We start from the raw sequence: 22,706 nt of genomic DNA, 5'->3' as shown, positions 1-22,706 counted from the left end.
CGGTCGCCGGGACGCCGCATGTCGGGCCAGGACAGGGCGCGCGGCCATGACCGCGACGCGGCCCTTGAATCATGAATGGCTGTTTGCCATCGGCCTGGTGCTGCTGGCGGCGGTGTCCGCGGCCAGCGTCGCGGCCGCATCCTTCAGCGCCGAACAGGACATCGCGGTGCGGGTATCGCCCGCGCCAGGTGCCCACGCGGCGCAGGTGACGACGGCTGGCGACGGCATCGTGATGAGCGGCGGCCACAGCGTCCTGTCGAAGGCGCGGATGGAATTCGAGCTGCCGCCGGCCGATGCCGAAGGACAGCGCTGGGTGGTGCTGTTCCATCGCGTCATGGTCGAGGAGATCGATATCGGCAACGCGCAATGGCACAGCCCGACGCGGCGCTTTTTCGCGCCGCATGCGGATGAAGGCGCGATCCCGTCGGTATTCGTGTTCACGCTGCCGCAGCACTGGCAGGACGCGATCGCGCTCGATTTGCGCGTGCGTTCCGGTACCGGTGGCGTGCTGCGGCCGCTGGTCATGCGCGAAAGCACCGCGATCCGCATCGAGCAGCGCATCATCGCGCTGGCCGCGGCAGTCTATGCCAGCCTTTTCATGCTGGCGCTGATGATGCTGGCGTTGTTCCACGCCGCGCACGATCGTGCGTTTCTGGCGTACTTCGGCTTCGCACTGAGTGCATTGCTGATGGTCGCCGCGCTCAACGGCCACCTGTACCTGCTGCCGGGATTTCGTCTGCTGGCACCATGGCGCGAACTGGGCGCGGTCGCGCTGACCATGCTGTTCAGCGCGGCGGCGCTGCAGATATTGATGCGCTACGCCGACCTGCGCGGGTCATCGCCGCGCGCGGCCGCGCTGGGCAGGATCGCCTGCACGGTCCTGCTGGCGATCGCCGCACTGGCCCTGCTCGGGCTGGAAACTTTGCGCGCGCCATTGCAGGCCGCGTCGCTGTCCGGCTGGCTTGCCGTCAGCTTCGGCTGCATCGCCGTCGCCTTCGACGCGGTGCGCCGCCGGGTGGCGATGGCCCGGCCGATCGCGCTGCTGTGCGTGCTGACCGGCATCGCCGCGGTCGTGGCCGAGCTGCTGTCGCAAGGCTATGTCGGCGACTTCTGGTGGACGCGGCGCGGATACCAGGTCGTGCTGGTGGCCTGCGCGGCGGCGCTGGCGATCGGCCTCGCGGCGCGGGTCAGCGATTACCGTTCGCAGCGTGACCGCGCCCGCCTGGCGCATGAGGATTCGGACCGGCGTGCGTCGCGCGAGGCCGCACGCCTGGCCCTGGCCGAAGGCCTGCAGGCGCGGTTGAAGCTGCTCGCGGCCGGCGACCTGGAGTGGACGGCCTATCGTCGCGTGCTGGACCAGTTGCGGCGCATGCTCGACCTGGATGCGGCGGCGGCGGCGATCTTCGGCAGCGACAGCGAAACCCTGCTGGTCGCCGAGCCCAACGAGCGCAAGCCGCAATACGCGCAGCTCGTTGCGCGGCGGCAGAACATGCTGAAAAGCCTGGCCCGCACGCGCGCGCCGATGCAGGTGACGCTCGACGAGCCCGACGCCCCGCCCACGGGCAAGCCGGTGCCGGCGATCGTGCCGTTGCCGCTGCACGCGCCCGCATGGGGCGTGATGATCCTGGAACGTGGGCGCGGCGATGGTTTCACCACCGACGAACTGGCCCTGGCCAGCGAGTTCGGCCGCCTGGCGGTACAGGCGATCGACGAGGCCAATACCTCCATTCGCCTGCGCCGTTCCGCGGAAATGGATGCGCTGACCGGCGCGTTGAACCGGCGCACACTGGACCAGTGGCTGTCGCGCAGCTTCAGCGAGGCGCATCGCTACAACAAGGAGCTGTCGGTGCTGTTCGTCGACCTGGACAACTTCAAGGCGATCAACGACACCTATGGACATGCGGCCGGCGATCATTGCCTGCGCCGGGTGTCCGGCGCGCTGCGCGGCGTGATCGGCCTGCACGACCTGCTGGGCCGTTACGGCGGCGAGGAGTTCCTGGTGGCCTCGGTCGACGCCACTTCCGACGCGGCGCGGCAGCTTGGCGAGCGCATCCGTGCCGCGGTCGAGAACCTGCCGGTGGAATGGAGCGGACAGACGCTCAAGCTGACCGCGAGCGTCGGCGTCGCGTCGCGCTGGCCGCACGAACATGAACCCAATGAAACCATCGAGCGCGCCGACAAGGCGCTGTATGCGGCCAAGCGCACCGGCCGCAATCGCGTGAGCGTGGCGCCCGCCGTGTTCATATGATGGCAACATGCACGCATCGAAAAACGTTGGTGGATGTGCGATGCGTACCCTGGTGATCGGCAACAAGAATTATTCCTCGTGGTCGCTGCGGCCCTGGCTGTTGCTGCGCCATTTCGAGGTCGTGTTCGAGGAGCGCAGGCTGCTGCTCGACACACCCGCGTTCCACGATCAGATCGGGCGCCTGTCGCCCAACCGCCGCGTGCCGGTGCTGCATGACGACGGCCTGGTGGTATGGGATTCGCTGGCGATCTGCGAATACGCCAACGAGCGCTACCTCGATGGCCGCGGCTGGCCAGCCGATCCGCGTGCCCGTGCCCAGGCGCGATCGGCGGCGGCGGAAATGCATTCGGGCTTCGCCGCGCTGCGCCAGCAGCTGCCGATGAACTGCCGGCGCCAGCCGGACGCCTATCGCTGGGATGCCGATGCCGACCGCGACATCGCCCGCATCCAGGACCTGTGGCGGGACCTGCGCGCCAGCCACGGCGCCGGCGGTCCGTTCCTGTGCGGTGCCTTCGGCATCGTCGATGCCATGTTCGCGCCGGTGGTGATGCGTTTCATCGGCTATGGCGTGGAACTGGACGACCAGGCACATGCGTATGCCGATGCGATCCGCGCCTTGCCGGCCTTCGCCGAATGGCTGGCGGCGGCACATGCGGAAAGCGAACACCTGCCGGCGACGGACAACCTGAAGTGAGCACAGCGCGGACCGATCGTGTCGCGCTGTTGTCGATGCTGGCCGGTGCCGCGCTGATCGGCACCAACGCGATGATGGTGCGCGCCGCGCAGACGCCGCCGACGGTGTCTGCGTTCTGGCGCATGTTGTTCGCCGGATTGATGCTGGTGTTGCTGCTGCGCGCGACCGGACGCTGGCGGAAATTTCCGGCGCGGATCTGGTTGTGGACGCTGTTGCCGGCGGCAGCGTTCGCCGGCGACCTCTGGCTATGGCACCGCAGCATCCTGCTGATCGGCCCCGGCCTGGCGACGCTGCTGGGCAATGCGCAGGTGTTTTTCATGGCGCTGGCCGGCGTGCTGCTGTACCGGGAACGACTGGGGCCGCGCTTCGTCGGCGGCATCGTGCTGGCCTTCGTCGGCCTGTGGCTGCTGCTGGGCGAGGGCTGGGGCGCGCTGCCGCTGCAGTATCGCTGGGGTGTCTGGCTGGGGCTGGGCACAGGCGTCTGTTACGCGATCTACAACATCACGTTGCGGCGCGCGCAGCAGCAGGCGCGCGAAGCGACGCAGGGACCGGCGCCCGTCGAGCAGGTGCTGGCGCTCGCATCGCTGGCCAGCGCGGTGCTGCTGGGGCTGATGGGCTGGATTGAAGGCGCCTCGTTCGCGATTCCATCGTGGCAGTCGCTGGGCGTGCTGTTGACCCTGGCGTTGGTCGGCCACTGCCTGAGCTGGGTGCTGATCTCGCGCGCGATGCCGCACCTGAGCGTGGCCTTGATTGGATTGCTGCTGCTGTTGCAGCCGATCGTGGCGTTCCTGCTGGAAGTGTGGCTGCTCGATCGCGCCACCACGCCGCGCGAATGGGCGGGCCTGCTGGTGAGCCTGGCCGGCATCTTCCTGGCCGGCCTCAAGGGTCGCGAACGACTGCCGGAACAACCCGCCTGAATGCGTTGTTGAAGTGCCTGCCTTGAAGCACGGTTTCGTGTCCGCAGATCAGGAGGTGATCCACACAGGAGTAACGGACATGCTTGGCATCGGCGCCCACAAACAACGCATGGTCGAACCGGCGCGCGCGCTGCCCGGACGCGAGACGCCGATGCGCGTCGGCGTAGCACACCACGTGCATGGACACCCCCTCGCCGGCGACTTCACCGGATTGCAGCAGGTGCAATTCGGGCTCGGCTGTTTCTGGGGAGCGGAACGCAAGTTCTGGTCATTGCCCGGCGTGGTCACGACCGCGGCTGGCTATGCCGGCGGTTACACGCCCAATCCCACCTACGAAGAAGTCTGCTCCGGCGAGACCGGTCATGCCGAAGTGGTGCTGGTGGTCTACGACGAAGCCCGGGTCGGCTTCGACGCATTGCTCGGCATCTTCTGGGAAAGCCATGACCCGACCCAGGGCATGCGCCAGGGTAACGACGTCGGCACGCAGTACCGCTCGGTGATCCATTGCAGCACGCAGGCGCAACACGACGCCGCGATCGCCAGTCGCGATGCCTACCAGCAGCAGCTACGCGCGGCCGGATACGGCGAGATCACCACGCAGGTCGTGTTCCCGGCGCCGCCGTTCTACTACGCCGAGGACTACCACCAGCAATACCTGTCGAAGAATCCCGGCGGCTATTGCGGTCTGGGCGGCACCGGCGTGAGCTGCCCGATAGGCCTGTAGAGCGGGCCCAAGGCCCGCCATCACGATAGGAAATTAGCGGAACGCAGCTCTGGATTTGTGCTGGGCAGTAAGCGGTGGCTGGTCCCACCCAGCGTACCGGGCTTAGCGGTGGAATTCGCCCGCGGCTTCCGGCTGGTAGCGGATCGACAATACCTTCAGCCGGATGTGGCGGCCGCCCGGGACCTGCCAGTCGATTTCCTGGCCGACGCGCATGCCCAGCAGCGCGCTGCCGACGGGCGCGAGGATCGACACGCGATCGGGCTGGCCATTGACGTCGCGCGGATACACCAGCGTCATCTCGCGCTCGTCGCCGCTGTCGATGTCGCGGAAGCGGGCGGTGGCGTTCATGGTGATCACGTCGCCGGGCATGTCCTGCGGCTCGACGACCTGGGCACGCGCCAGTTCGTCGCGCAGCGCCGAGGTATCCAGCGATTGCGCGACCGGCTGTTCCAGCAGTGCCTCGATGCGCTCGCAGTCCAGGCGCGAGATCAGCAGTTCGGGGGTAGTACTCATGCGTTGCTCCAAAGCAATGCGGGCGCCGCGTGGCACGCGCCGCCCGCCATGTACGAATTGAGGCAGCCACCCTAGCCCGGACCGTGCCGGGCTTCAAGCCCGTGCGTTCAGCCGCGCTTGTGGTGCATCGTCATGCCCATTCCCGCGCGAAGGCCGCACGGAATTCGTCGATCGCGGCCTGCTGTCCAGGGGCGAGGATGCGCAGGCACTCCACCGCAAAACTGATCGGCGCCGTGCCGGGTGCACTGACCACCACGCCATCGCTGACGCAGTGCTGCTCGCGGTAATGCACGCTACCCACGTAGTCCGGCACGTTTTCCTGCAGGAACGCCAGACTGTTGCTGGTGTGCGGCCGCGATTGCAGCAGGCCAGCCTGCGCCAATGCCAGCGTGGCACCACAGATGCCAGCCACCGGACGGCCCGCGGCGACACGGGTTTCCAGGGCCGCCAGGATGATGCCGGGGATCGGCTTTTCGGCCCAGGCGTCGCTGCCGGGCAGGATCCACAGATCGGCTTCGTTCGAATCCAGTTCGGAGATCCTGCGATGCGGCACGATGCGCATGCCGCCGATCGAGGTGACCGGTTCGCCGTCCTCGGTGGCGGACGTCACCTTCATGCCGAACCAGGCATGCGCGGCGGCCATCACGGGCGCGTACTCCCAGTCGGCGGGACCGTCCACCATGATCAGTGCGATCGATTTGCTCATCTGCGCAAGTTCTCCGGCTTGACGCCGCGAGTCTACTTTCTCCGCACTTGTTGAGGGAGCGGCTTCCAGCTTCAGTTGTCATCTCCTGCGTTCGGCATGACGAAACTTCATGGCGGCCGATGGCCGTGCAGCCGAGTCGTTCCTACGAAGCGCGGGACGGGTGCGCGGCGAACAGATCCTGCGGCAACGCGCGGAACACTTCCGCCAGCTGCAGCAGGAACCCATGCATCGCAGAACTCCTGCGCCAGACCAGTGCGATGCGCCGGCTGGGTTGCGAATCATGAAAGCGCAGCAGGTGGATGGCTTCCGAACGCGCCACCGGCGGCTTGGTGGCGAGCATCGGCAGCAGGGTTACGCCGACGTCGGCGGCGACCATTTGCCGCAGCGTCTCCAGGCTGGTCGCCTGGAAGCCCGCCTTCTCGCTGGCGCCGGACAGCTGGCAGACATCCAGCGCCTGGTCGCGCAGGCAATGGCCGTCCTCGAGCAGCAGCAGGCGCTGGTCGCCGAGATCCTTCAGCGCCAGCGTCTTGCGCGCCGCCAGCGGATGGTGTTCGGGTACCGCCAGCAGGAAGGGTTCCTCGAACAGGAATTCGGCATGCAGCTGGTCGTCGTGCAGCGGCAACGCCAGCAGCACCGCATCGAGCCTGCCGTCGCGCAGCCGCGACAGCAGTACGTCGCTCTTCTCCTCGACCAGCAGCAGTTCCAGGCGCGGGAAACGCGCACGGATGCGCGGCACCGCGTGCGGCAGCAGATAGGGGCCGAGGGTCGGGAACACGCCGAGCCGGATCGTGCCGGCCTCCGGATCCTGGCTGCGGCGCGCGGATTCCTTCATCTGTTCCACGTCGCCGACGATGCGGCGTGCGCGCTCGGCGATGTCGCGGCCGGCTGGCGTCAGCATCACCTGGCGCGGGGCGCGCTCGACCAGGATCACACCGAGTTCTTCCTCGAGCTTGCGGATCTGCGTGGATAGCGTTGGCTGGCTGATGAAGCACGCTGCAGCGGCGCGACCGAAATGCTTGTGGTCGGCAAGGGCGACGAAATAGCGGAGGTCGCGCAGGTTCATAAGTTCGATAGTTTATATCTATTGATATCATATAAACAATCGGTTTGATGAATTGATGTTGCGATGCAATAATCCTCTTCGTCGAGCCGCCGCTCACCCGCGGCCACCCGGTTTACCCCTCACCACCCACCAGGAGCGATCACATGCTGACCGTTGGCGACAAGCTGCCCAGCTTCAACCTCAAGGCCACCGTATCCACCGACCTCAACAACGCCTTCACCGATATCGACAACGATACCTACAAGGGCAAGTGGCTGGTGCTGTTCTTCTACCCGAAGGATTTCACCTTCGTCTGCCCGACCGAAATCGCCGGCTTCGCCGCGCAGAACCAGGCCTTCCTGGACCGCGACGCGCAGCTGCTGACCGGCAGCACCGACAGCGAGTTCGTGCACCACGCCTGGCGCACGCACCACAAGGACCTGGCCAACCTGCCGTTCCCGATGCTGGCCGACATCAAGCGCGAGTTCACCAGCGCGCTCGGCATCCTGGACAAGAACGAAGGCGTCGCCCAGCGCGCGACCTTCATCGTCGATCCGGACGGCATCATCCGCTTCGTGTACGTCACCGACCTGTCGGTCGGCCGCAGCCCAGACGAAGTGCTGCGCGTGCTCGATGCGCTGCAGACCGACGAGCTGTGCCCGTGCAACTGGAAGCAGGGCGACGACGTCCTCAAGGCCGCCTGATCCTCGCGGATCGGACTGTTCGATTCCGTCGGCGTACCCCTCCCTCGCGTGGGCGGAATCCCGAAGGCGGCTACGGCCGCCTTCGTTTTTTTCATGCACCCGCTTTGTAGGCCGGAGTTTGCTCCGCTGCTTTTGATCTTCTCCTTCCCCTTCAAGGGGAAGGCCGGGATGGGGATGGGTTTGCTGTTGCGATGAACATCAAAGTCAAACCCATCCCCACCCAACCCTCCCCTTGAAGGGGAGGGCTTGGAGCAGCGGAGCAAGCTCCGCTCTACAAGCAAACAAGATTGGAGCCAACACCATGACCCTTTCCGAACTGCGCAACCAGGTTCCCGATTACGCCAAGGACCTCAAGCTCAACCTCGACAGCGTGCTGTCCGACGCCGGCTCGCCGGGCATCAACGGCAAGCAGATCCGCGCCATCGCGCTGGCTTCGGCCATCGCCGGTCGCCACGCGCCGCTGGTTGCCGCGATCGAAGCCTTCGCCGCCGAACAGCTGTCGCCGGAGGAGCTCAACGGTGCCAGGGCCGCCGCCGCGATCATGGCGATGAACAACATCTACTACCGCGCCACGCACCTGATCGAGAACGACGAGTATGGCCAGCTGCGCGCCGGTCTGCGCATGAACGTCATGGCCAGCCCGGGCGTCGACAAGATCACTTTCGAACTGGCCTCACTGGCGGTGTCGGCGATCAACGGCTGCGGCATGTGCATGGCCTCGCACGAGCGCACCCTGCGCAAGCATGACGTCAGCGCCCAGGGTGTGCAGAGCGCGCTGAAAATCGCCGCCGTGGTCCATGCCGTGGCGGTGACGCTGGAGCAGTCCGCGGGCTGAAGGCTGTACCTCCGGACCGGCTTGCGGGTCATCCAGGGGCTTCAGCCCGGCACGACAGCCTGGGCTGGCCCTTTTTTTCACCGGATCGCGATGCTCCGTGGCGGCGGCAGGACTTTCGTCAGGGGCCGGCGGCCGGGCCGCTGGGTATTCTCCGGGATCGACCTGGGAGACACCCGATGCGCCTGTTCCGTCCCACGCTGCTCGCTTCCGCTCTGCTGTTCGCCACCGGCCTGGCCCACGCCGCCGACGCCGTGCCCAAGGGCCCGCTGCCGCGCACCGTGGTGCCGTCGCTGGTCAAGCTGGAACTCAAGCTCGATCCCAAGCAGGAGCGCTTCAGCGGCACGACCCGCATCGAAGCCAAGGTCGCCGAAGCGACCGACACCATCTGGATGCATGGCCGCGACCTGAAGATCGCGAAGGCTGAGGCCGTGCTGGCCGACGGCAAGCGCATCGCGCTGACCGGGCAGGAAGCCGATGTGTCCGGCGTTCTCAAGTTCACCGCCGCCGAGAAGATTCCGGCCGGCAATGCCACCATCGAGATCGCCTTCGAGGCACCGTTCGGCGAACTGCAGGGCGCTTACCGCGTCAAGCCCGACGGCCGCGACTACGTGGTCACGCAGATGGAACCGCTCGGCGCCCGCGGTACCTTCCCCGGCTTCGACGAACCCAGCTTCAAGCAGCCCTGGGACATCACCCTGATCGTGCCGGAAGGCGAGGGTGCTTTCGCCAACAGTGCCGAGGCGAAGACCGAAAGCCTGGGCGACGGCTGGAAGAAGGTCACCTTCGACCGCACCGAGGCGTTGCCGAGCTACCTGATCGCGTTCGCGGTCGGTCCCTGGGACGTGCAGCCCGGTCCCGACATCGCGCCGAACCAGTGGCGCGACACCCCGATCAAGCTGCGCGGCATCGCCGCCAAGGATCAGGGCAAGAAGATGACGTACTCGCTGGCCAACACGCCGGCGATCGTCACCGCGCTGGAGGACTACTTCGGCATCCCGTATCCGTTCGACAAGCTCGACAACGTCGCCGCGCCCGATTTCTGGGCCGGCGCGATGGAGAACGCGGGCCTCATCGTCTATCGCGACAGCCTGATGTTCCCCGACGAGAAATCGGCGGTCGGCCAGCGCCAGGGTTTCTGGGGCGTCAGCGCGCACGAGCTCGCGCACCAGTGGTTCGGCGACCTGGTGACCATGGAGTGGTGGGACGACCTCTGGCTCAACGAAGCCTTCGCCACCTGGATGGGCAACAAGATCACCGGCCAGCTGCAGCCGCAGTTCCATACCGACCGCGGCATCCTGGAAGGCGGCCTCGGCGCGATGGGCGCCGACAGCCTGGCCAGCACGCGCCGCATCCATGAGCCGATCAACGACTTCACCCAGATCCAGTCGGCGTTCGACGGCATCACCTACCAGAAGGGTGGCGCGGTGCTGGCGATGTTCGAGAACTACGTCGGCGAAGAGCAGTTCCGCGACGGCGTGCGCAACTACCTGAAGAAGCACGCACGCGGCAACGCCACCAGCGCCGACCTGATCGCCGCCGTGGCCGCGCAGAGCAAGGAGCCGCAGGCGGTCGACGCCGCGTTCAAGAGCTACATCGACCAGCCGGGCGTCCCTTTCCTCAAGATCGACCTCGACTGCAGCGGCAAGACGCCCGCACTGGTGCTGCAGCAGCAGCGCTACCTGCCGATCGGCTCGACCGCCAGCGCCAACCAGACCTGGGGCATCCCGTTGGCCGTGCGCTACGCCGACGGCGACCAGATCCGCGAGCAGAAGGGCATCATCAGCGGCAAGCAGGCGCGCTTCGAGCTGACCGAGGCGCAGAGCTGCCCGGCCTGGGTGATGCCGAATGCGCACGGCGCCGGCTACTACCGTTTCGCGTTGACGCCGGCGTTGCAGCAGTCGCTGTCGGACGCCTTCGCCAAACTCGACGAGCGCGAGCAGCGCGTGTACGCCGACTCGGTGACGTCCGCGTACAGCGCGGGCGCGGTGACGCCGTCGCAGCTGCTGGCCGCGTTGCCGCAGTTCGCCGGGGCGGAAGTCCGCCAGACCGCAACGGCCGGCATGAACAACATCGGCTGGATGGAGGAATACCTGATCGACGACGAAGCGCAGCGCGCCGAGTTCCTCGCGTCCGCCGCCGAGATCTATCGCCCGCGCCTGCAGCAGCTGGGTTACACGCTGAAGGACGGTGAGAGCGACGACGACCGCCTGCTGCGCACCAGCCTGATCGGCTACTTTGCCGGGACGCTGAAGGACAACGCCGTGCGTGACGAGATGAACAAGGCCGGGCGTGCGGTACTGGGCCTGGATGCCGGCGGCAAGCTCAATGCCGATGCCGTATCGAAGGACCTGCGCGGCATCGCGTTGTCGGTGGCCGTCGAGGAAGGTGGCAAGGCCGCCTTCGACGCCGCCGAGAAGCACTTCCGCGGCAGCCAGGACGCCGTGTTGCGCAGCCAGTTGCTGGGCGCGCTCGGTGGCACGAACGACGCCAAGCTCGCCGAACGCGCGCGTGCGCTGGTGTTCGAGAAAGACCTGCTGCGTCGCAATGAGATCTTCCCGGTGGTGTTCGGCCAAGCCGACGAACCGGCGATGCGTCCGGCACTGCGCCAATGGGTGGACACGCATTTCAGCGACCTCGAAGCGAAGCTGGCCCCGGCCGGCGCCGGCCTGGTCAACCTGTATGCCGCCGGCATGTGCAGCAACGAAGAAGCGGCAACGCTGGAGAGCAAGTTCGCCGAGCGCATGAAGAACATCGAGGGCGGTCCCCTTGAGCTCAAGCAGTCCGTCGAAGGCATCCGCCTGTGCGCGGCCGCGAAGGACGCACGCAAGGGACAGCCGCTGCAGTTCGCCCGGAAATGACGCTGCCGTCGGGGCCCGCTGTCCTCGTCGGCGGGTCCCGGCTGCGGCGCATTGCATTGCATGTCGAAAAAAGAGGGCTGAGGCCCTCTCATTAGCAGCGTCCGGCTAGGATGCCGGCCATGACGCCGCATTCTTCGATACGACAGACCCTGCGCACCGCGCGCGACCGCATCGACGTCGCGGATGCCGAACTGCTGCTGCTGCACGCGTTGCAGCGCCACGACCGCGCCTGGCTGTTCGCGCACGCGGACGATCCGGTGCCGATCGATGCTGTCGACCGCTTCGCGTCGCTGCTGGCACGTCGTGCGGATGGTGAGCCGCTTGCCTACCTGATCGGCCAACGCGGCTTCTGGTCGCTCGACCTGGCGGTGACGCCGGCAACACTGATTCCGCGCCCGGAAACCGAACTGCTGGTCGAACAGGCGTTGGCGAGGCTGCCGGCCGACCGCATCACGCGCGTCGCCGACCTGGGCACCGGCAGCGGCGCGATCGTGCTGGCGATCGCGCGCGAACGTCCGCTGGCACAGCTGGTCGCCACCGACACCAGCGCGGACGCACTGGTGGTGGCCGCCGCCAATGCGCGCGCGCACGGCATCGGCAATGTCGAATTCCGCCGGGGCGACTGGTGGTCGCCGCTGGCCGGCGAGCGCTTCGACCTCGTCGTGAGCAATCCGCCGTACATCGCCGACGACGATCCGCACCTGCGGCAGGGCGATCTGCGCTTCGAACCGCGCAACGCACTGGCGTCGGGCCGCGATGGCCTCGATGCGATCCGCGTGATCGCCGCTGCCGCGCCCGCACACCTGCTGCCGGGCGGCTGGCTGTTGCTGGAGCATGGTTGGGAACAGGGTGAGGCGGCCAGCGCGATCTTGGGTGCGGCCGGTTTCGGTGACGTCGCCACCCTGCGCGACATGGAAATGCGCGACCGCGTGACGCTGGGCCGGATCGCTTCGTAGGATTTTCTTCGCATTTCTGCTGATGTCGTAGCGTGCGCCATGCGCACGAACGGAATCTCCAGTGTCCGTGTCACGATCGTTGCATACCGAGCACGCATCGTGCGCACAGCGCACGCTACGGTTTGCGTCCGCAACGGCGGTTGTGCCGGATCGGTTTCACAACAGAGCATTGCGGGCATCGACGGCGGCCAGCCGTTAGACTGTGCGCCCGCCCACGTTGGAGCCGCGGCATGCGCGATCTGTATCCGGACATCGAGCCCTATGACAGCGGAATGCTGAAGGTCGATGATCGCCACACACTGCATTACGAACAGTGCGGCAATCCCGAGGGCAAGCCGGTCGTGCTGTTGCATGGCGGCCCTGGCGCCGGTTGCAGTCCGAAGATGCGTCGCTTCCACGACCCGGAGAAGTACCGCATCGTGCTGTTCGATCAGCGCGGCAGCGGCCGCTCGACGCCGCATGCGGACCTGGTCGACAACACCACCTGGGACCTAGTCGCGGACATCGAGCAGCTGCGCGAGAAACTGGGCATCGAACGATGGCAGGTGTTCGGCGGTTCCTGGGGTTCGACGCTGTCGCTGGCCTACGCGGAAACGCATCCACAACGCGTCACCGAACTGGTGCTGCGCGGCATCTTCATGCTGCGGCGCTGGGAACTGGAATGGTTCTACCAGGAAGGTGCATCGCGCCTGTTCCCGGATGCCTGGGAGCACTACGTCAACGCGATTCCCGCAGTCGAGCGCCACGACTTCATTTCCGCGTTCCATCGACGCCTGACCTCGGACGACGAAGCCACGCGGCTGGCCGCGGCGCGCGCATGGAGCGTGTGGGAAGGCGCGACCTCGTTCCTGCACGTGGACGCGGACTTCGTCAGCGGCCACGAGAATCCGCAGTTCGCACTGGCGTTCGCGCGCATCGAAAACCACTACTTCGTCAATGGCGGTTTCTTCGAGGTCGAGGACCAGTTGTTGCGCGATGCGAAGCGCATTGCCGACATTCCCGGCGTGATCGTGCATGGCCGCTATGACGTGGTCTGTCCCGTCCAGAACGCCTGGGAACTGCACAAGGCATGGCCGAGGGCGAAGCTGGAGATTACGCCGACATCCGGCCATTCCGCATTCGAGGACGAGAACATCGATGCGCTGGTGCGCGCCACGGATGCGTTCGCATGAGCGCCTCGGCCTACGCGCGCCGGCAGTAGCAGGCTTCGGCCAAATCAGGACAAGCGGAAAGGGAAATGACTGACGAAATCGTGGTGAAGGACAGCAACGGCACGGTGCTGGGCGACGGAGATTCCGTCACGCTGATCAAGGACCTGAAGGTGAAGGGCACTCCGGTGACGCTGAAGCGCGGCACCCTGGTCAAGAACATCCGCCTGACCGACGACGCAGACGAGATCGAGTGCAACGTCGAGAAGGTGCGCGGACTCGTGCTCAGGACCGAGTTCCTGAAAAAGGCGTAACGAGACGTCGCTGTGGCGTAGGCGCGGCGGGCCTGGGCCCGCCCTACAGGATCAATGGCGCTTCGTCGGCGCGACTGCCATCGGGATTGTGCTCGATCATCCACAGCCCGGCCCAGAGCTTGAGGTCCAGCTCGTAGCCCTCGCGGTATTTGCGCATCAGCCATGCCGGCGCTTCGGCGCGCGGGACGGTGTGCACGGTGATGTCCTCGTTGCCGACGCCGCCGCCGGCGCCGACTTTCTTCAGATCGCGGGCGCGGACGAAGGCGATGCGCTCGTTGCTCATGCCCGACGAGGTCGGGCCGACCAGCAGCACTTCGACCTTGCCGGCTTCCCAGCCGGTTTCCTCGACGATCTCGCGCCGCGCCGCGGCTTCGAGCGTGTCGTGCGCATGGTCGTCGCCGACCAGGCCCGCCGGCATCTCGATGGTCCTGGCACCCAGCGGCACGCGGTACTGCTCGACGAACAGCACCTCGTCATCCGGCGTGACCGCGATGACGATCACTGCCATGCCCTGGGCGTGCGTGCGTTCGCAGGATTCCCAGTGGCCGCGCCGTACCAGCCGCAGCCAGTTGCCCTGATAGAGGATTTCGGTAGTGTCGTCGTTCGCGTGCATGCGCCGATGCTACGACGGCGATGATGACAACGCGACCGCCGGCCCGGCGGCGGCCTGCAGGCGGCGGCGCGTCAGCGGACCGAAGCGCAGGCTGTCGCAGAGCGCGGCCAACGCGTCGGCCTGCACCTCGAGCCGCTGGAAAGGCAGGAGATCGCCCAGTGGTGCATCCAGCGCGATGGTCGACAGCTGGCGATACAGCAGCGCCTGCTCGCGCTGCGCGCGCAACTTGACGGCGAGTTGCGCCGCGCCGCGGATGCGCAGGAACGGCAGTTCGTCGACGCGCTCCAGCAATGCGTCCAGGCTGCCGAAATGCGCCAGCAGCACCGCGGCGGTCTTGTTGCCGATGCCCGTCACGCCCGGGATGTTGTCGATCGCATCGCCGGCCAGTGCCAGGTAGTCGGCGATCTGATGTGCATCGACGCCGTGCCGCGCTTTCACTCCCGCCATGCCCCAGCGCTGGCCCTTGCCGAAATCGAACTGCTCGTCGTGTTCGCCCAGCAGCTGCGACAGGTCCTTGTCGGCGGAAACGATGACGCTGCGGAACCCCTGGCTGCGCGCGGCATGCACGGCGCTGCCGATCAGGTCGTCGGCTTCATAGTTGGGATGCGCCAGGGTGACCAGGCCCAGCGCGGCGCATACCGCCTTGCAATGCGCGAACTGGCGCCTGAGTTCTTCCGGTGCAGGATCGCGGTTGGCCTTGTAGGCCGGATACAGTGCGTTGCGGAAGCAGGAATCCAGCGCCTCGTCGAACGCCACCGCGATGTGCCGAGGTCGCTCGCGTTCCAGCAGTTCCAGCACGAAACGCGCGAAACCGTGTACGGCATTGAGCGGCCAGCCGTCGGCGTCGTGCCATTCGTCGGGCATCGAATGCCAGGCGCGGAACACGTAGAGGCTGGCGTCGACCAGGTACAGCGTCGGCCGTGTCACCGGCATGCCATCGCTCATGCCGGCGCCCAGTCGCTGAGCAGTTCGCGCGGATCGGGGCGATCACGTTCCGGAGCCTCGAGCTTCGCGGTGCCGATATGGATGAAGCCGGCGATCTTCTCGTCATCGGCCACGCCCAGTGCGTGCCGGATGACGGGGTCATACGCCGCCCAGCCGGTCAGCCACTGCGCGCCGTAGCCGAATGCCTGCGCTGCCTGCAGCAGCGCGAAGCAGACGCAGCCGGCAGTGAGCAGGCGCTCCTGTTCGGGAATCTTTTCGTCGGCGCCGAGCCTGGCGATCACCGCCACGATCACCGGCGCGTGCGCGAAGCGCCCACGATCCTTCTCGATGACCGCGTCGCCGGCCTGCGGATCGCGCTCGCGCGTGCGCCTGACCAGGATTTCGCCAAGGGCATGGCGCTCCTGACCGGCGATGCGCAGGAACCGGAACGGCACCCGCTTGCCGTGGTCGGGCACGCGCGAGGCGGCCTGCAGCATGCGCAGCAGCGTGTCGTGGTCGGGACCGGGGCCGGCGAGCTGTTTGCTCGGCACCGAACGGCGCGCATCGAGCGCGGCCAGCATCTGTTTGTTCACCTTGCGATATCCGTCACAGACAGGTTGGCCCTGCCATAGGGCATCATCCTAACGCGGACTGCGAACGCTCCGCGTAAGATGATCCCCCGATGACCCAGCCTCTGGACAAGTACGGCTCCGGCGCTTTCGCGCATGCCTCGCGGCAGGCGCCGACGTTCCTCGTCGAGAGCCTGAAACGCACCGCGTTGGACCAGTTGGGCACGATCACCCGCGGCCTGTTGCGGCCAACCGAGTTGACCCTGCACGAGATCGAGCTGGAAGCCCCCGGCACGCGCCGCGCCGACCTCGACGCGGTAGCCATGCTCAAACAGCGCGAAGCGGCGCTGGTGATGCGCTACCGCCAGTTGCTGGCCGACAGTTTCGACCAGTTGCTGACGGCCAACGTGCCGGCGCAGAGCGGCGCGACCCTGAGCCTGCTCAGCGAGGACGAGCTGGACCAGCACCTGGATGCGCAGCGCATCGCGACCACGCTGCGCGCGCGGCACGCGCGTGCGCTGGCGGGTGCGGAAGCGCGCTTCACCACCTTCGCGCGCATGCTGGGCGTCGCCGACGGCAAGCAGCCGATCGATCCGGAGCGTTTGTCCGAACTGCTGGTCAAGACCCTGCAGGGCCAGACGGTGCCCGATGGTCTGCGCGACCTGCTGTTCAAGCAGTACCAGGCCGAGTTGAGCCATGTGCTCGACGCCTTCTACAGCCAGATCGACACACAGCTCGCAGCCGCCGGCTATGGCCTGCACGCCGCGGCGACACCGCGCCGGGGCACGGCACCGGCAGCCGTGCCTTCCGCCGAGTCGTTCATGGGCGAGCCTGGCTGGGAACAGGTCGCGCCGCGCACGGGTTCGACGCCGTACTTCGTCGGTGGCGGCGCCGGTCCCGGCCCGTCGGCCTACGCCGGCATGGCGTCGCGCCTGGGCAACGCCGCGGCCGGTGTCCATGGCGGCGAGATGGCGGGCGCAGCACTGCCTTCCGGCCCCGCCGGCGTGGCGTCCGAGCAGCTGGTGCGCGAGCTCGGCCTGCTGCGCGAGCAGCTGCATCAATGGCGCCATCAGGCCGGCATGTCCGGCCCGGCGGTATTGCCCAGCACGCTGGGCAAGGACGCGTTGCCGGGCGCGCAGCGCCGGCCGCTGCGTACCGACGAACTGCGCAGCGTTGCCAGCCTGTTGCAGGGCGAGGACACCAGTCAGTTCGCCGATGCGCTCGCGCACGGCGGTGGTCGGCTGCAGTCGGCGCTGCGCAACGAAATGCTGGAAGGCGCGCGCAAGCTCGGGTTGGATCCACGCTACACCAGCCTGAGCGCCGAAGAGCAGGATGCGATCGATTTGGTCGGACTGCTGTTCGAAGCGATCTGCGACGTGCATCGGCTGTGGGAAGAAGGTCGCGGTCTGCTCGGCCGCCTCGTGTTGCCCTATCTGAAGCTGGCACTGCACGACGACAGCCTGTTCGTGCAACCCACGCATCCGGCGCGACGCCTGCTCGACGTGCTGACCGAGGCCTGCGAAAGCAATCGCGGCGCGAGTCCGCACGATCGCGAACTGCTCGATCGCGCCCAGCAGGCCGTCGAACGGATCATTTCCGAGTACCAGGAAGACCTCAGCGTCTTCGAACTGGCGGCTTCCGAACTGAATGAACTGGTGGTGCAGCAGCGCCATCGCATCGAACTGGCCGAACGCCGTGCCGCCGAAGCCGCGTTCGGCCGCGAGCGGCTGATGCAGGCACGCCAAGATGCCGCGCAGGCGCTCGCACAGTGCGTGCGCGAGTACAAGCTGACCGCGCCGGTGCGGCAATTCCTCAGCGAACACTGGCAGCATCACGTGGTGCAGACCCTGCTGCGCGACGGCGTCGACTCGGCGCGCCACATCGGCGCGATGAACCTCGGCCAGGCGCTGGTGGAAATCGACATCGCGGCCGGTTCAGCGCAGGGCGCGGTGATCGCCGATCGCCTGCTGCTGCTGATGCCGTTGCTGCGCGACTGCCTCGGCAGTTCCGGCCTGGATGCCAGCGCCGCCGATGAGGCGATCGCGCGACTGGTGCGCGCGCTGGCATGGCCGGACGTGCCGCGTTCGGTGGTGACGCCGGTGCCGGTGCCGGCACTGGAAACGGTGGAGACCGAACCAGCGCTGCGCTTGATCGACAACAGCGGCAAACAACAGGTCAACCAGGATGCCCTGGCGGCGATGCGACGCCTGTCGCTCGGAGACTGGGTGCGACTGATCGACGACGAGGGCTTCGAGCGCGCACTGAAGATCGCCTGGATCAGCCCGCTCACCTCGCGCTTCCTGATCGTCAACCGCCGCGGCGTGCGCGAACTGGTAGCGACGGCCGAACAACTGGCCTTGCTGGCGCAAGCCGGACGCCTGATCGTCGGCCTGCCCGACGCGCCGTTCGAAGGTGCGATGAAACAGGTCTGGAAGCACCTCCAGCGCGCCGCCTGACACAGCACGAGAGCAGCTTCGCTTTCATGTTGCCTGTACCGTTGTTTTCTTCTCTCCTCGCGAGCGAGGGTGAAGCGGCGCGCCGCGCGCAGAGCGAGATGTCCGAGGACAGGTGAGGGATGCGTGCGCAGCGAGCCTGCCGTTGCCGTTGCTTGAAGCTGTCGTAGTGGCATGACGCCACGGGTATACCGCCTCTGCCTCGCCCCGGGCTACGATGGTCGCTCCTGACAGCGGCGGAGTGGGCATGGCAGTCACGATCGGTATCGCACGCGAAACGGCGCCGGGCGAGAAGCGGGTGGCGGCGACGCCCGAGACCTGCAAGAAACTGATCGCCGCCGGCGCCACGGTACGCGTCGAACGCGGTGCCGGCAGCGGCGCGTACTTCACCGACCAGGCCTATGCCGATGCCGGCGTCCAGGTCGTCGCCGATCGCGCCGCGGCGTATGACGGTGCCGACCTGGTGCTATGCGTGCAACCGCCGGATCCGTCCGTGATCGCGTCGTTGAAACCCGGCGCGGCACTGGTCGGCATGTTGCAGCCGCAAGCCGACACGGCCCGCGCGGAGGCACTGCAATCGCGGCAGATCGTCGCCTTCCCGCTGGAAAAGCTGCCGCGCACCACGCGTGCGCAGGCCATGGACGTACTCAGTTCGCAGGCCGGCATGGCGGGCTACAAGGCGGTGCTGATCGCGGCGCAACTGGCGCCGCGCTTCTTTCCGATGCTGACCACGGCGGCCGGCACGATCCGCCCCTCCAAGCTGCTGGTCATCGGCGCGGGCGTCGCCGGCCTGCAGGCCATCGCTACGGCCAAGCGGCTCGGCGCGCAGGTCGAGGGCTTCGACGTGCGTCCGGAAGTGCGCGAGCAGATCGAGTCGCTGGGCGGCAAGTTCCTCGACCTCGGTGTCAGCGCGGCGGGCGAGGGCGGCTACGCGCGCCAGTTGACCGACGAGGAGCGTGCCGAGCAGCAACGCCGCCTCGGCGAACACATCCGCAACATCGATGTGATCGTCTGCACCGCCGCGGTACCGGGGCGGCCGGCGCCGAAGATCGTCAGCGCCGCCATGATCGAAGGCATGAAGCCGGGCAGCGTGCTGGTCGACCTGGCCGCGGAAACCGGCGGCAACTGCGAGCTGACCCGACCCGGCGAAACCATCGGGCACGGCGGCGTCACCATCGCAGGCCCCTTGAACCTGGCCAGCAGCGGCGCGATGCATGCCAGCGAGATGTACGCGCGCAACGTCTTCAACTTCGTCAGCCTGTTCGTCAAGGACGGCGTGACCGCGTTCGACTGGGACGATGAGTTGCTGGCAAAGACGGTATGGCCGGAGCGGCCTGCGGCGGCATAGGTATCAGCAGGTCCATCTTTGCGTAGGGATGACGCAGGGCCAGAGGTGGCCGAACAGGAAGACGAGGGTGGATGGCGAGCCGATCGCGGTTGCGTCGGGATGACGATCCGAGGCTTGTTCAGCCTCGCTCTATTTGGCTGGTGCGGACTTTCGCCGAGGCCTGGTCGTCACGCGCGCATCGGACTTCGCATCGTTCGCAGCTGGCGCGCCGATCCGTACAACCTTTTGCTGCGAAAGATTCTCTTCGCCGTGCAGCGTCATCAGCGATTCCATCAGCTGTTCGTCGGCACTGGAGCAGATGCCCAGCAGCAATGCCTCCTCGCAGCCTTCGGCGGCGATATAGGCGTGGCCCATGTTGGAGTCGATGTAGACCGATTCGCCCGCCTCGAGCACGATCGCGTCGTAGAACTCGGTGTGCACTTCCACCTTGCCTTCGAGCACGTGGATGTATTCCTCGCCGGAATGATGGACCAGCTCGCCGAACTCGCGCAGGCTCTTCGCGCGGACCCGCGTCAACACGGGGATCATGCGCTTGCGGCGTAATTCCGGGCACAGGTAGTAGTAGTCGTAGTTCGGCGTGTTGACCCGGATGGCGTCGGCGATGCGGCCGATGCTGCGACGCGCGGTTACCGGCTGCTCGGTGACCTGGGTCTCTTCGGCGAACAGTTCCGACATGCGGATGTTGAGCCGTTGGCTGAGCTGCAGCAGCTTGTCGTAGGTCAGAGTAAGACGGTCATGTTCGACCTTCGACAGCGTCGACAGCGGTATGCCGCAGCGCTGGCTCATTTCCTTGAGCGTCCAGCCATTGCGCGCGCGCAGGGCGCGCAGCAGGCTGCCGATGGTGCGGTGTTGGGGGGGCATCTCGTTGCGAGCTCCTGGGGGCAGTGATCGCGGGTCGGCACCCTTTGCCGGCCGCAGTACGGACGATCTGCACATGATCCCGCGCCGGGACCGGATTGACCATCATGGGTTGACAATTCTCTGATCAGGATCATTATTGCGAAACAGACAATCCTGTCCGCGTGAAGATCGCTGCGGCCCGCAGCGCCCGATCCGGTCATCGCCGCAAAACGAGATTTGGGGAGACGAATCGATGCGTGTGAATGCTGTCTTGGCGGGTCTTCTGGGTATCTTCCTCGCATTTCCTGCCGCCGCTCAGGAAGGCCAGGACCTTCGTCCAGCGAAGCCGGTCACGCCGCCGGCTGTTGCGGCGCAGGCGCCCGCATCGACGACGGACGTGCCTGCCGGCGCCGCGCCGTCCCTGACTCGAACCGACCTCGAGTCGTGGCTGGATGGCTTCATGCCCTACGCGCTGGAGCGTGGAGACATTCCAGGCGCCGTGGTCGTGGTGGTAAAGGACGGGCAGATCCTGCTGCAGAAGGGGTTTGGTTACGCCGATGTCGCCGCGCGCAAGCCGGTCGATGGCGAAAACACAATGTTCCGTCCCGGTTCCGTCTCCAAATTGCTCACGTGGACGGCAGTGATGCAACTGGTCGAGCAGGGCAAGCTCGATCTCGACGAGGACGTCAACGCCTACCTCGATTTCAAGATCCCGCCACGCGACGGCAAGCCGGTCACGCTGCGCCAGGTGATGACGCACACCGCCGGCTTCGAGGAAACCGCGCGTGGGCTGATCCTCGATGACCCGGCCGCGCTGGCTTCCATCGAAGAGTCGGTGAAGCACTGGATCCCGACGCGGGTGTACGAAGGAGGCACTACGCCGGCCTATTCCAATTACGCGACTTCACTGGCGGGTTACATCGTGCAGCGCGTCTCGGGCATGTCATTCGACGACTACATCGAGCGCAACATCTTCGCACCGCTGGGCATGACCCGTTCGACATTCCGCCAGCCGCTGCCCGAGAAGTTCAAGCCGTACATGTCGAATGGCTACAAGTCCGGCTCGGACAAGGCGCAGGCCTACGAGCTGGTCGGCATGGCACCCGCGGGTTCGATGGCTGCCAGTGGCGGCGACATGGGGCGCTTCATGATCGCGCACCTGAACAAGGGCGCCTATGGCTCCGGCCGCATCCTGCAGGCCGATACCGCGACGAAGATGCACGACACCGCGCTGACCCTGCTCGAACCGTTGCATCGCATGATGCTCGGCTTCTACGAAGCGAACATCAACGGTCATCGCGTGATCGCGCATGCCGGTGACACACAGTGGTTCCATAGCGATCTGCACCTGTTCCTCGACGATGGCGTGGGCCTGTTCGTATCGTTCAACAGCGCCGGCCGGGAAGGCGCTGTGGGCCCGCTGCGCACCGCACTATTCGAGCAGTTCGCCGACCGCTACATGCCAGGACCGATCCCGGAAGGCAAGGTCGACGCGGCTACCGCCAAGGAGCATGCCGGCATGATCGCCGGTCGCTACCAGAACAGCCGCCGCTCGCACACCTCGTTCCTGTCCGCGCTCAATCTGGCCGGACAGATGAAGGTGGTGCCCGGTGAGGACGGCACCATCACCGTGTCGGGTCTGAAGGGACTCAACGGCCAGCCGATCAAGTGGCGCGAGATCGCGCCGTTCGTGTGGCGCGACGTGGCGGGTGCCGATCGCCTTGCAGCCCGTGTGGAGGATGGGCGCGTGGTGCGTTTCGGCGTCGAGCCGTTCTCGGCGTTCATGGTGTTCGACCGCGTCCCGAGCTGGGCATCGTCCGGCTGGCTGACGCCGGCACTGGGCGCTGCGTTCGTCGTGTTGCTGCTGTCGACCCTGGCATGGCCCATCGCGGCGCTGGTCCGCCGCCGCTATGGCGTGGCCTACGGTCTGAGCGGCAACGACGCGCGGATGCACCGACTGGTGCGCATCGCGGCGGCGCTGGTATTGCTGGGACTGCTTGCCGGCGGTGTCCTGATCGGAATGTTGATGAACGACTACAGCCTGATGAGCGCGAGCGGCGACATCTGGGTGCGTCTGGTACGCATCTTCGCACTGCTGGCGTTCGTGGCTGGCGCGGTGATCTCGGTGTGGAACGCCTGGGTGGTACTGCGCAGCAACCGCCGTCGCCTTGCCAAGGTCTGGAGCGTGCTGCTGGCGCTGTCCTGCCTGTTGGTCCTGTACTTCGGCATCGTGTTCCGGATCGTCGGCTTCAGCGCGAATTACTGATGCCCGCATCGCAGCGGCCCGCACCGTGGGTCGC

The 22,706-nt window shown here is 66.8% G+C and carries 19 protein-coding genes and 1 pseudogene; 13 read left to right on the top strand and 7 right to left on the bottom strand.

Annotation, left to right across the window (positions count from 1 at the left end; all coding sequences use genetic code 11):
* Positions 1-46: 46 nt before the first annotated feature.
* The 4 genes from IP90_RS08975 (at position 47) to msrA (ending at position 4,583) form a co-directional block, all read left to right on the top strand.
* Positions 47-2,248: a GGDEF domain-containing protein gene (locus IP90_RS08975; protein WP_144899302.1), complete on the top strand. Its 2,202-nt coding sequence runs from the start codon at positions 47-49 to the stop codon at positions 2,246-2,248.
* Positions 2,249-2,288: 40 nt separating this feature from the next.
* Positions 2,289-2,942: a glutathione S-transferase family protein gene (locus IP90_RS08970; protein ID WP_144899301.1), complete on the top strand. Its 654-nt coding sequence runs from the start codon at positions 2,289-2,291 to the stop codon at positions 2,940-2,942.
* Positions 2,939-3,859, top strand: coding sequence for a DMT family transporter (locus IP90_RS08965; protein WP_242007536.1), 921 nt, complete (start codon positions 2,939-2,941; stop codon positions 3,857-3,859). Before IP90_RS08970 ends, IP90_RS08965 begins: the two co-directional genes overlap by 4 nt.
* 79 nt (positions 3,860-3,938) lie before the next feature.
* Positions 3,939-4,583 carry a peptide-methionine (S)-S-oxide reductase MsrA gene (gene msrA / locus IP90_RS08960; RefSeq protein ID WP_144899299.1) on the top strand — a complete coding sequence of 215 codons (645 nt, stop codon included), beginning with the start codon at positions 3,939-3,941 and terminating at the stop codon, positions 4,581-4,583.
* A 102-nt stretch (positions 4,584-4,685) separates the two neighbouring features.
* On the opposite strand, the gene rnk is transcribed toward msrA, so the two are convergent.
* The 3 genes from rnk to IP90_RS08945 all read right to left on the bottom strand — a co-directional run bounded on the left by rnk (position 4,686) and on the right by IP90_RS08945 (position 6,865).
* Positions 4,686-5,096 (bottom strand): nucleoside diphosphate kinase regulator, encoded by a 411-nt coding sequence (rnk, locus tag IP90_RS08955; RefSeq protein ID WP_144899298.1) that lies wholly within the window; start codon positions 5,094-5,096, stop codon positions 4,686-4,688.
* Positions 5,097-5,226: 130 nt separating this feature from the next.
* On the bottom strand, positions 5,227-5,802 hold the full coding sequence (locus IP90_RS08950) for a type 1 glutamine amidotransferase family protein (protein WP_144899297.1): 576 nt from the start codon (positions 5,800-5,802) through the stop codon (positions 5,227-5,229).
* Positions 5,803-5,944: 142 nt separating this feature from the next.
* Positions 5,945-6,865, bottom strand: coding sequence for a LysR substrate-binding domain-containing protein (locus IP90_RS08945; protein WP_144899296.1), 921 nt, complete (start codon positions 6,863-6,865; stop codon positions 5,945-5,947).
* Positions 6,866-7,008: 143 nt separating this feature from the next.
* On the opposite strand from IP90_RS08945, the gene IP90_RS08940 reads away from it, so the two are divergent.
* The 6 genes and pseudogenes from IP90_RS08940 to IP90_RS08915 form a co-directional block, all read left to right on the top strand.
* Entirely contained in the window at positions 7,009-7,548 is a 540-nt protein-coding gene (locus IP90_RS08940) for a peroxiredoxin (RefSeq protein WP_144899295.1), read from the top strand.
* A 301-nt stretch (positions 7,549-7,849) separates the two neighbouring features.
* Complete coding sequence (gene ahpD / locus IP90_RS08935) at positions 7,850-8,383, top strand: alkylhydroperoxidase, AhpD family (RefSeq protein WP_144899294.1); 534 nt, start codon at positions 7,850-7,852, stop codon at positions 8,381-8,383.
* A 176-nt stretch (positions 8,384-8,559) separates the two neighbouring features.
* Positions 8,560-11,241 carry a M1 family metallopeptidase gene (locus IP90_RS08930; protein WP_144899293.1) on the top strand — a complete coding sequence of 894 codons (2,682 nt, stop codon included), beginning with the start codon at positions 8,560-8,562 and terminating at the stop codon, positions 11,239-11,241.
* 110 nt (positions 11,242-11,351) lie between these two features.
* Positions 11,352-12,197 (top strand): peptide chain release factor N(5)-glutamine methyltransferase, encoded by an 846-nt coding sequence (gene prmC, locus IP90_RS08925; RefSeq protein ID WP_199753442.1) that lies wholly within the window; start codon positions 11,352-11,354, stop codon positions 12,195-12,197.
* A gap of 230 nt (positions 12,198-12,427) precedes the next feature.
* Complete coding sequence (pip, locus tag IP90_RS08920) at positions 12,428-13,369, top strand: prolyl aminopeptidase (protein WP_144899291.1); 942 nt, start codon at positions 12,428-12,430, stop codon at positions 13,367-13,369.
* A gap of 71 nt (positions 13,370-13,440) precedes the next feature.
* Positions 13,441-13,659 (top strand): annotated as a pseudogene (locus IP90_RS08915) (alkylphosphonate utilization protein); the annotation flags it as partial.
* 43 nt (positions 13,660-13,702) lie between these two features.
* Here the strand turns inward: IP90_RS08915 and IP90_RS08910 are convergent.
* From IP90_RS08910 to IP90_RS08900, 3 genes are read right to left on the bottom strand one after another with little or no spacing between them, the layout of a single operon-like run.
* The gene (locus IP90_RS08910; protein ID WP_144899289.1) at positions 13,703-14,272 is read right to left on the bottom strand and encodes an NUDIX hydrolase; all 570 of its coding nucleotides are present in this window, start codon (positions 14,270-14,272) and stop codon (positions 13,703-13,705) included.
* Positions 14,273-14,281: 9 nt separating this feature from the next.
* Positions 14,282-15,217 carry a 5'-3' exonuclease gene (locus IP90_RS08905; protein WP_144899288.1) on the bottom strand — a complete coding sequence of 312 codons (936 nt, stop codon included), beginning with the start codon at positions 15,215-15,217 and terminating at the stop codon, positions 14,282-14,284.
* Complete coding sequence (locus tag IP90_RS08900) at positions 15,214-15,777, bottom strand: nitroreductase family protein (RefSeq protein ID WP_144899645.1); 564 nt, start codon at positions 15,775-15,777, stop codon at positions 15,214-15,216. Before IP90_RS08900 ends, IP90_RS08905 begins: the two co-directional genes overlap by 4 nt.
* A 101-nt stretch (positions 15,778-15,878) precedes the next feature.
* On the opposite strand from IP90_RS08900, the gene IP90_RS08895 reads away from it, so the two are divergent.
* Together IP90_RS08895 and IP90_RS08890 are read left to right on the top strand one after the other, a co-directional pair.
* Positions 15,879-18,221 (top strand): DUF1631 family protein, encoded by a 2,343-nt coding sequence (locus IP90_RS08895; protein WP_144899287.1) that lies wholly within the window; start codon positions 15,879-15,881, stop codon positions 18,219-18,221.
* A 244-nt stretch (positions 18,222-18,465) separates the two neighbouring features.
* The gene (locus tag IP90_RS08890) at positions 18,466-19,566 is read left to right on the top strand and encodes an NAD(P) transhydrogenase subunit alpha (protein WP_144899286.1); all 1,101 of its coding nucleotides are present in this window, start codon (positions 18,466-18,468) and stop codon (positions 19,564-19,566) included.
* A gap of 129 nt (positions 19,567-19,695) precedes the next feature.
* Here the strand turns inward: IP90_RS08890 and IP90_RS08885 are convergent, their stop codons facing one another.
* The gene (locus IP90_RS08885) at positions 19,696-20,427 is read right to left on the bottom strand and encodes a helix-turn-helix domain-containing protein (protein ID WP_144899285.1); all 732 of its coding nucleotides are present in this window, start codon (positions 20,425-20,427) and stop codon (positions 19,696-19,698) included.
* A gap of 439 nt (positions 20,428-20,866) precedes the next feature.
* Between IP90_RS08885 and IP90_RS08880 the strand changes: the two genes are divergently transcribed.
* Positions 20,867-22,672: a serine hydrolase domain-containing protein gene (locus tag IP90_RS08880; protein WP_199753441.1), complete on the top strand. Its 1,806-nt coding sequence runs from the start codon at positions 20,867-20,869 to the stop codon at positions 22,670-22,672.
* Positions 22,673-22,706: the final 34 nt, after the last annotated feature.

This window comes from Luteimonas cucumeris, assembly GCF_007830035.1.
Classification (GTDB): Bacteria; Pseudomonadota; Gammaproteobacteria; order Xanthomonadales; family Xanthomonadaceae; genus Luteimonas_C; species Luteimonas_C cucumeris.
Note: the sequence above shows the minus strand (reverse complement) of the source record. Positions and strands in the feature narration are given on the sequence as shown.

Excerpts from the sequence above, each read along its gene's own strand:
- IP90_RS08975 (WP_144899302.1), top strand. The coding sequence starts at position 47 with ATGACCGCGACGCGGCCCTTGAATCATGAATGGCTGTTTGCCATCGGC.
- IP90_RS08970 (WP_144899301.1), top strand. The coding sequence starts at position 2,289 with ATGCGTACCCTGGTGATCGGCAACAAGAATTATTCCTCGTGGTCGCTG.
- msrA (WP_144899299.1), top strand. The coding sequence starts at position 3,939 with ATGCTTGGCATCGGCGCCCACAAACAACGCATGGTCGAACCGGCGCGC.
- rnk (WP_144899298.1), bottom strand. The coding sequence starts at position 5,096 with ATGAGTACTACCCCCGAACTGCTGATCTCGCGCCTGGACTGCGAGCGC.
- IP90_RS08950 (WP_144899297.1), bottom strand. The coding sequence starts at position 5,802 with ATGAGCAAATCGATCGCACTGATCATGGTGGACGGTCCCGCCGACTGG.
- IP90_RS08945 (WP_144899296.1), bottom strand. The coding sequence starts at position 6,865 with ATGAACCTGCGCGACCTCCGCTATTTCGTCGCCCTTGCCGACCACAAG.
- IP90_RS08940 (WP_144899295.1), top strand. The coding sequence starts at position 7,009 with ATGCTGACCGTTGGCGACAAGCTGCCCAGCTTCAACCTCAAGGCCACC.
- ahpD (WP_144899294.1), top strand. The coding sequence starts at position 7,850 with ATGACCCTTTCCGAACTGCGCAACCAGGTTCCCGATTACGCCAAGGAC.
- IP90_RS08930 (WP_144899293.1), top strand. The coding sequence starts at position 8,560 with ATGCGCCTGTTCCGTCCCACGCTGCTCGCTTCCGCTCTGCTGTTCGCC.
- prmC (WP_199753442.1), top strand. The coding sequence starts at position 11,352 with ATGCCGGCCATGACGCCGCATTCTTCGATACGACAGACCCTGCGCACC.
- pip (WP_144899291.1), top strand. The coding sequence starts at position 12,428 with ATGCGCGATCTGTATCCGGACATCGAGCCCTATGACAGCGGAATGCTG.
- IP90_RS08910 (WP_144899289.1), bottom strand. The coding sequence starts at position 14,272 with ATGCACGCGAACGACGACACTACCGAAATCCTCTATCAGGGCAACTGG.
- IP90_RS08905 (WP_144899288.1), bottom strand. The coding sequence starts at position 15,217 with ATGAGCGATGGCATGCCGGTGACACGGCCGACGCTGTACCTGGTCGAC.
- IP90_RS08900 (WP_144899645.1), bottom strand. The coding sequence starts at position 15,777 with ATGCTGGCCGCGCTCGATGCGCGCCGTTCGGTGCCGAGCAAACAGCTC.
- IP90_RS08895 (WP_144899287.1), top strand. The coding sequence starts at position 15,879 with ATGACCCAGCCTCTGGACAAGTACGGCTCCGGCGCTTTCGCGCATGCC.
- IP90_RS08890 (WP_144899286.1), top strand. The coding sequence starts at position 18,466 with ATGGCAGTCACGATCGGTATCGCACGCGAAACGGCGCCGGGCGAGAAG.
- IP90_RS08885 (WP_144899285.1), bottom strand. The coding sequence starts at position 20,427 with ATGCCCCCCCAACACCGCACCATCGGCAGCCTGCTGCGCGCCCTGCGC.
- IP90_RS08880 (WP_199753441.1), top strand. The coding sequence starts at position 20,867 with ATGCCCTACGCGCTGGAGCGTGGAGACATTCCAGGCGCCGTGGTCGTG.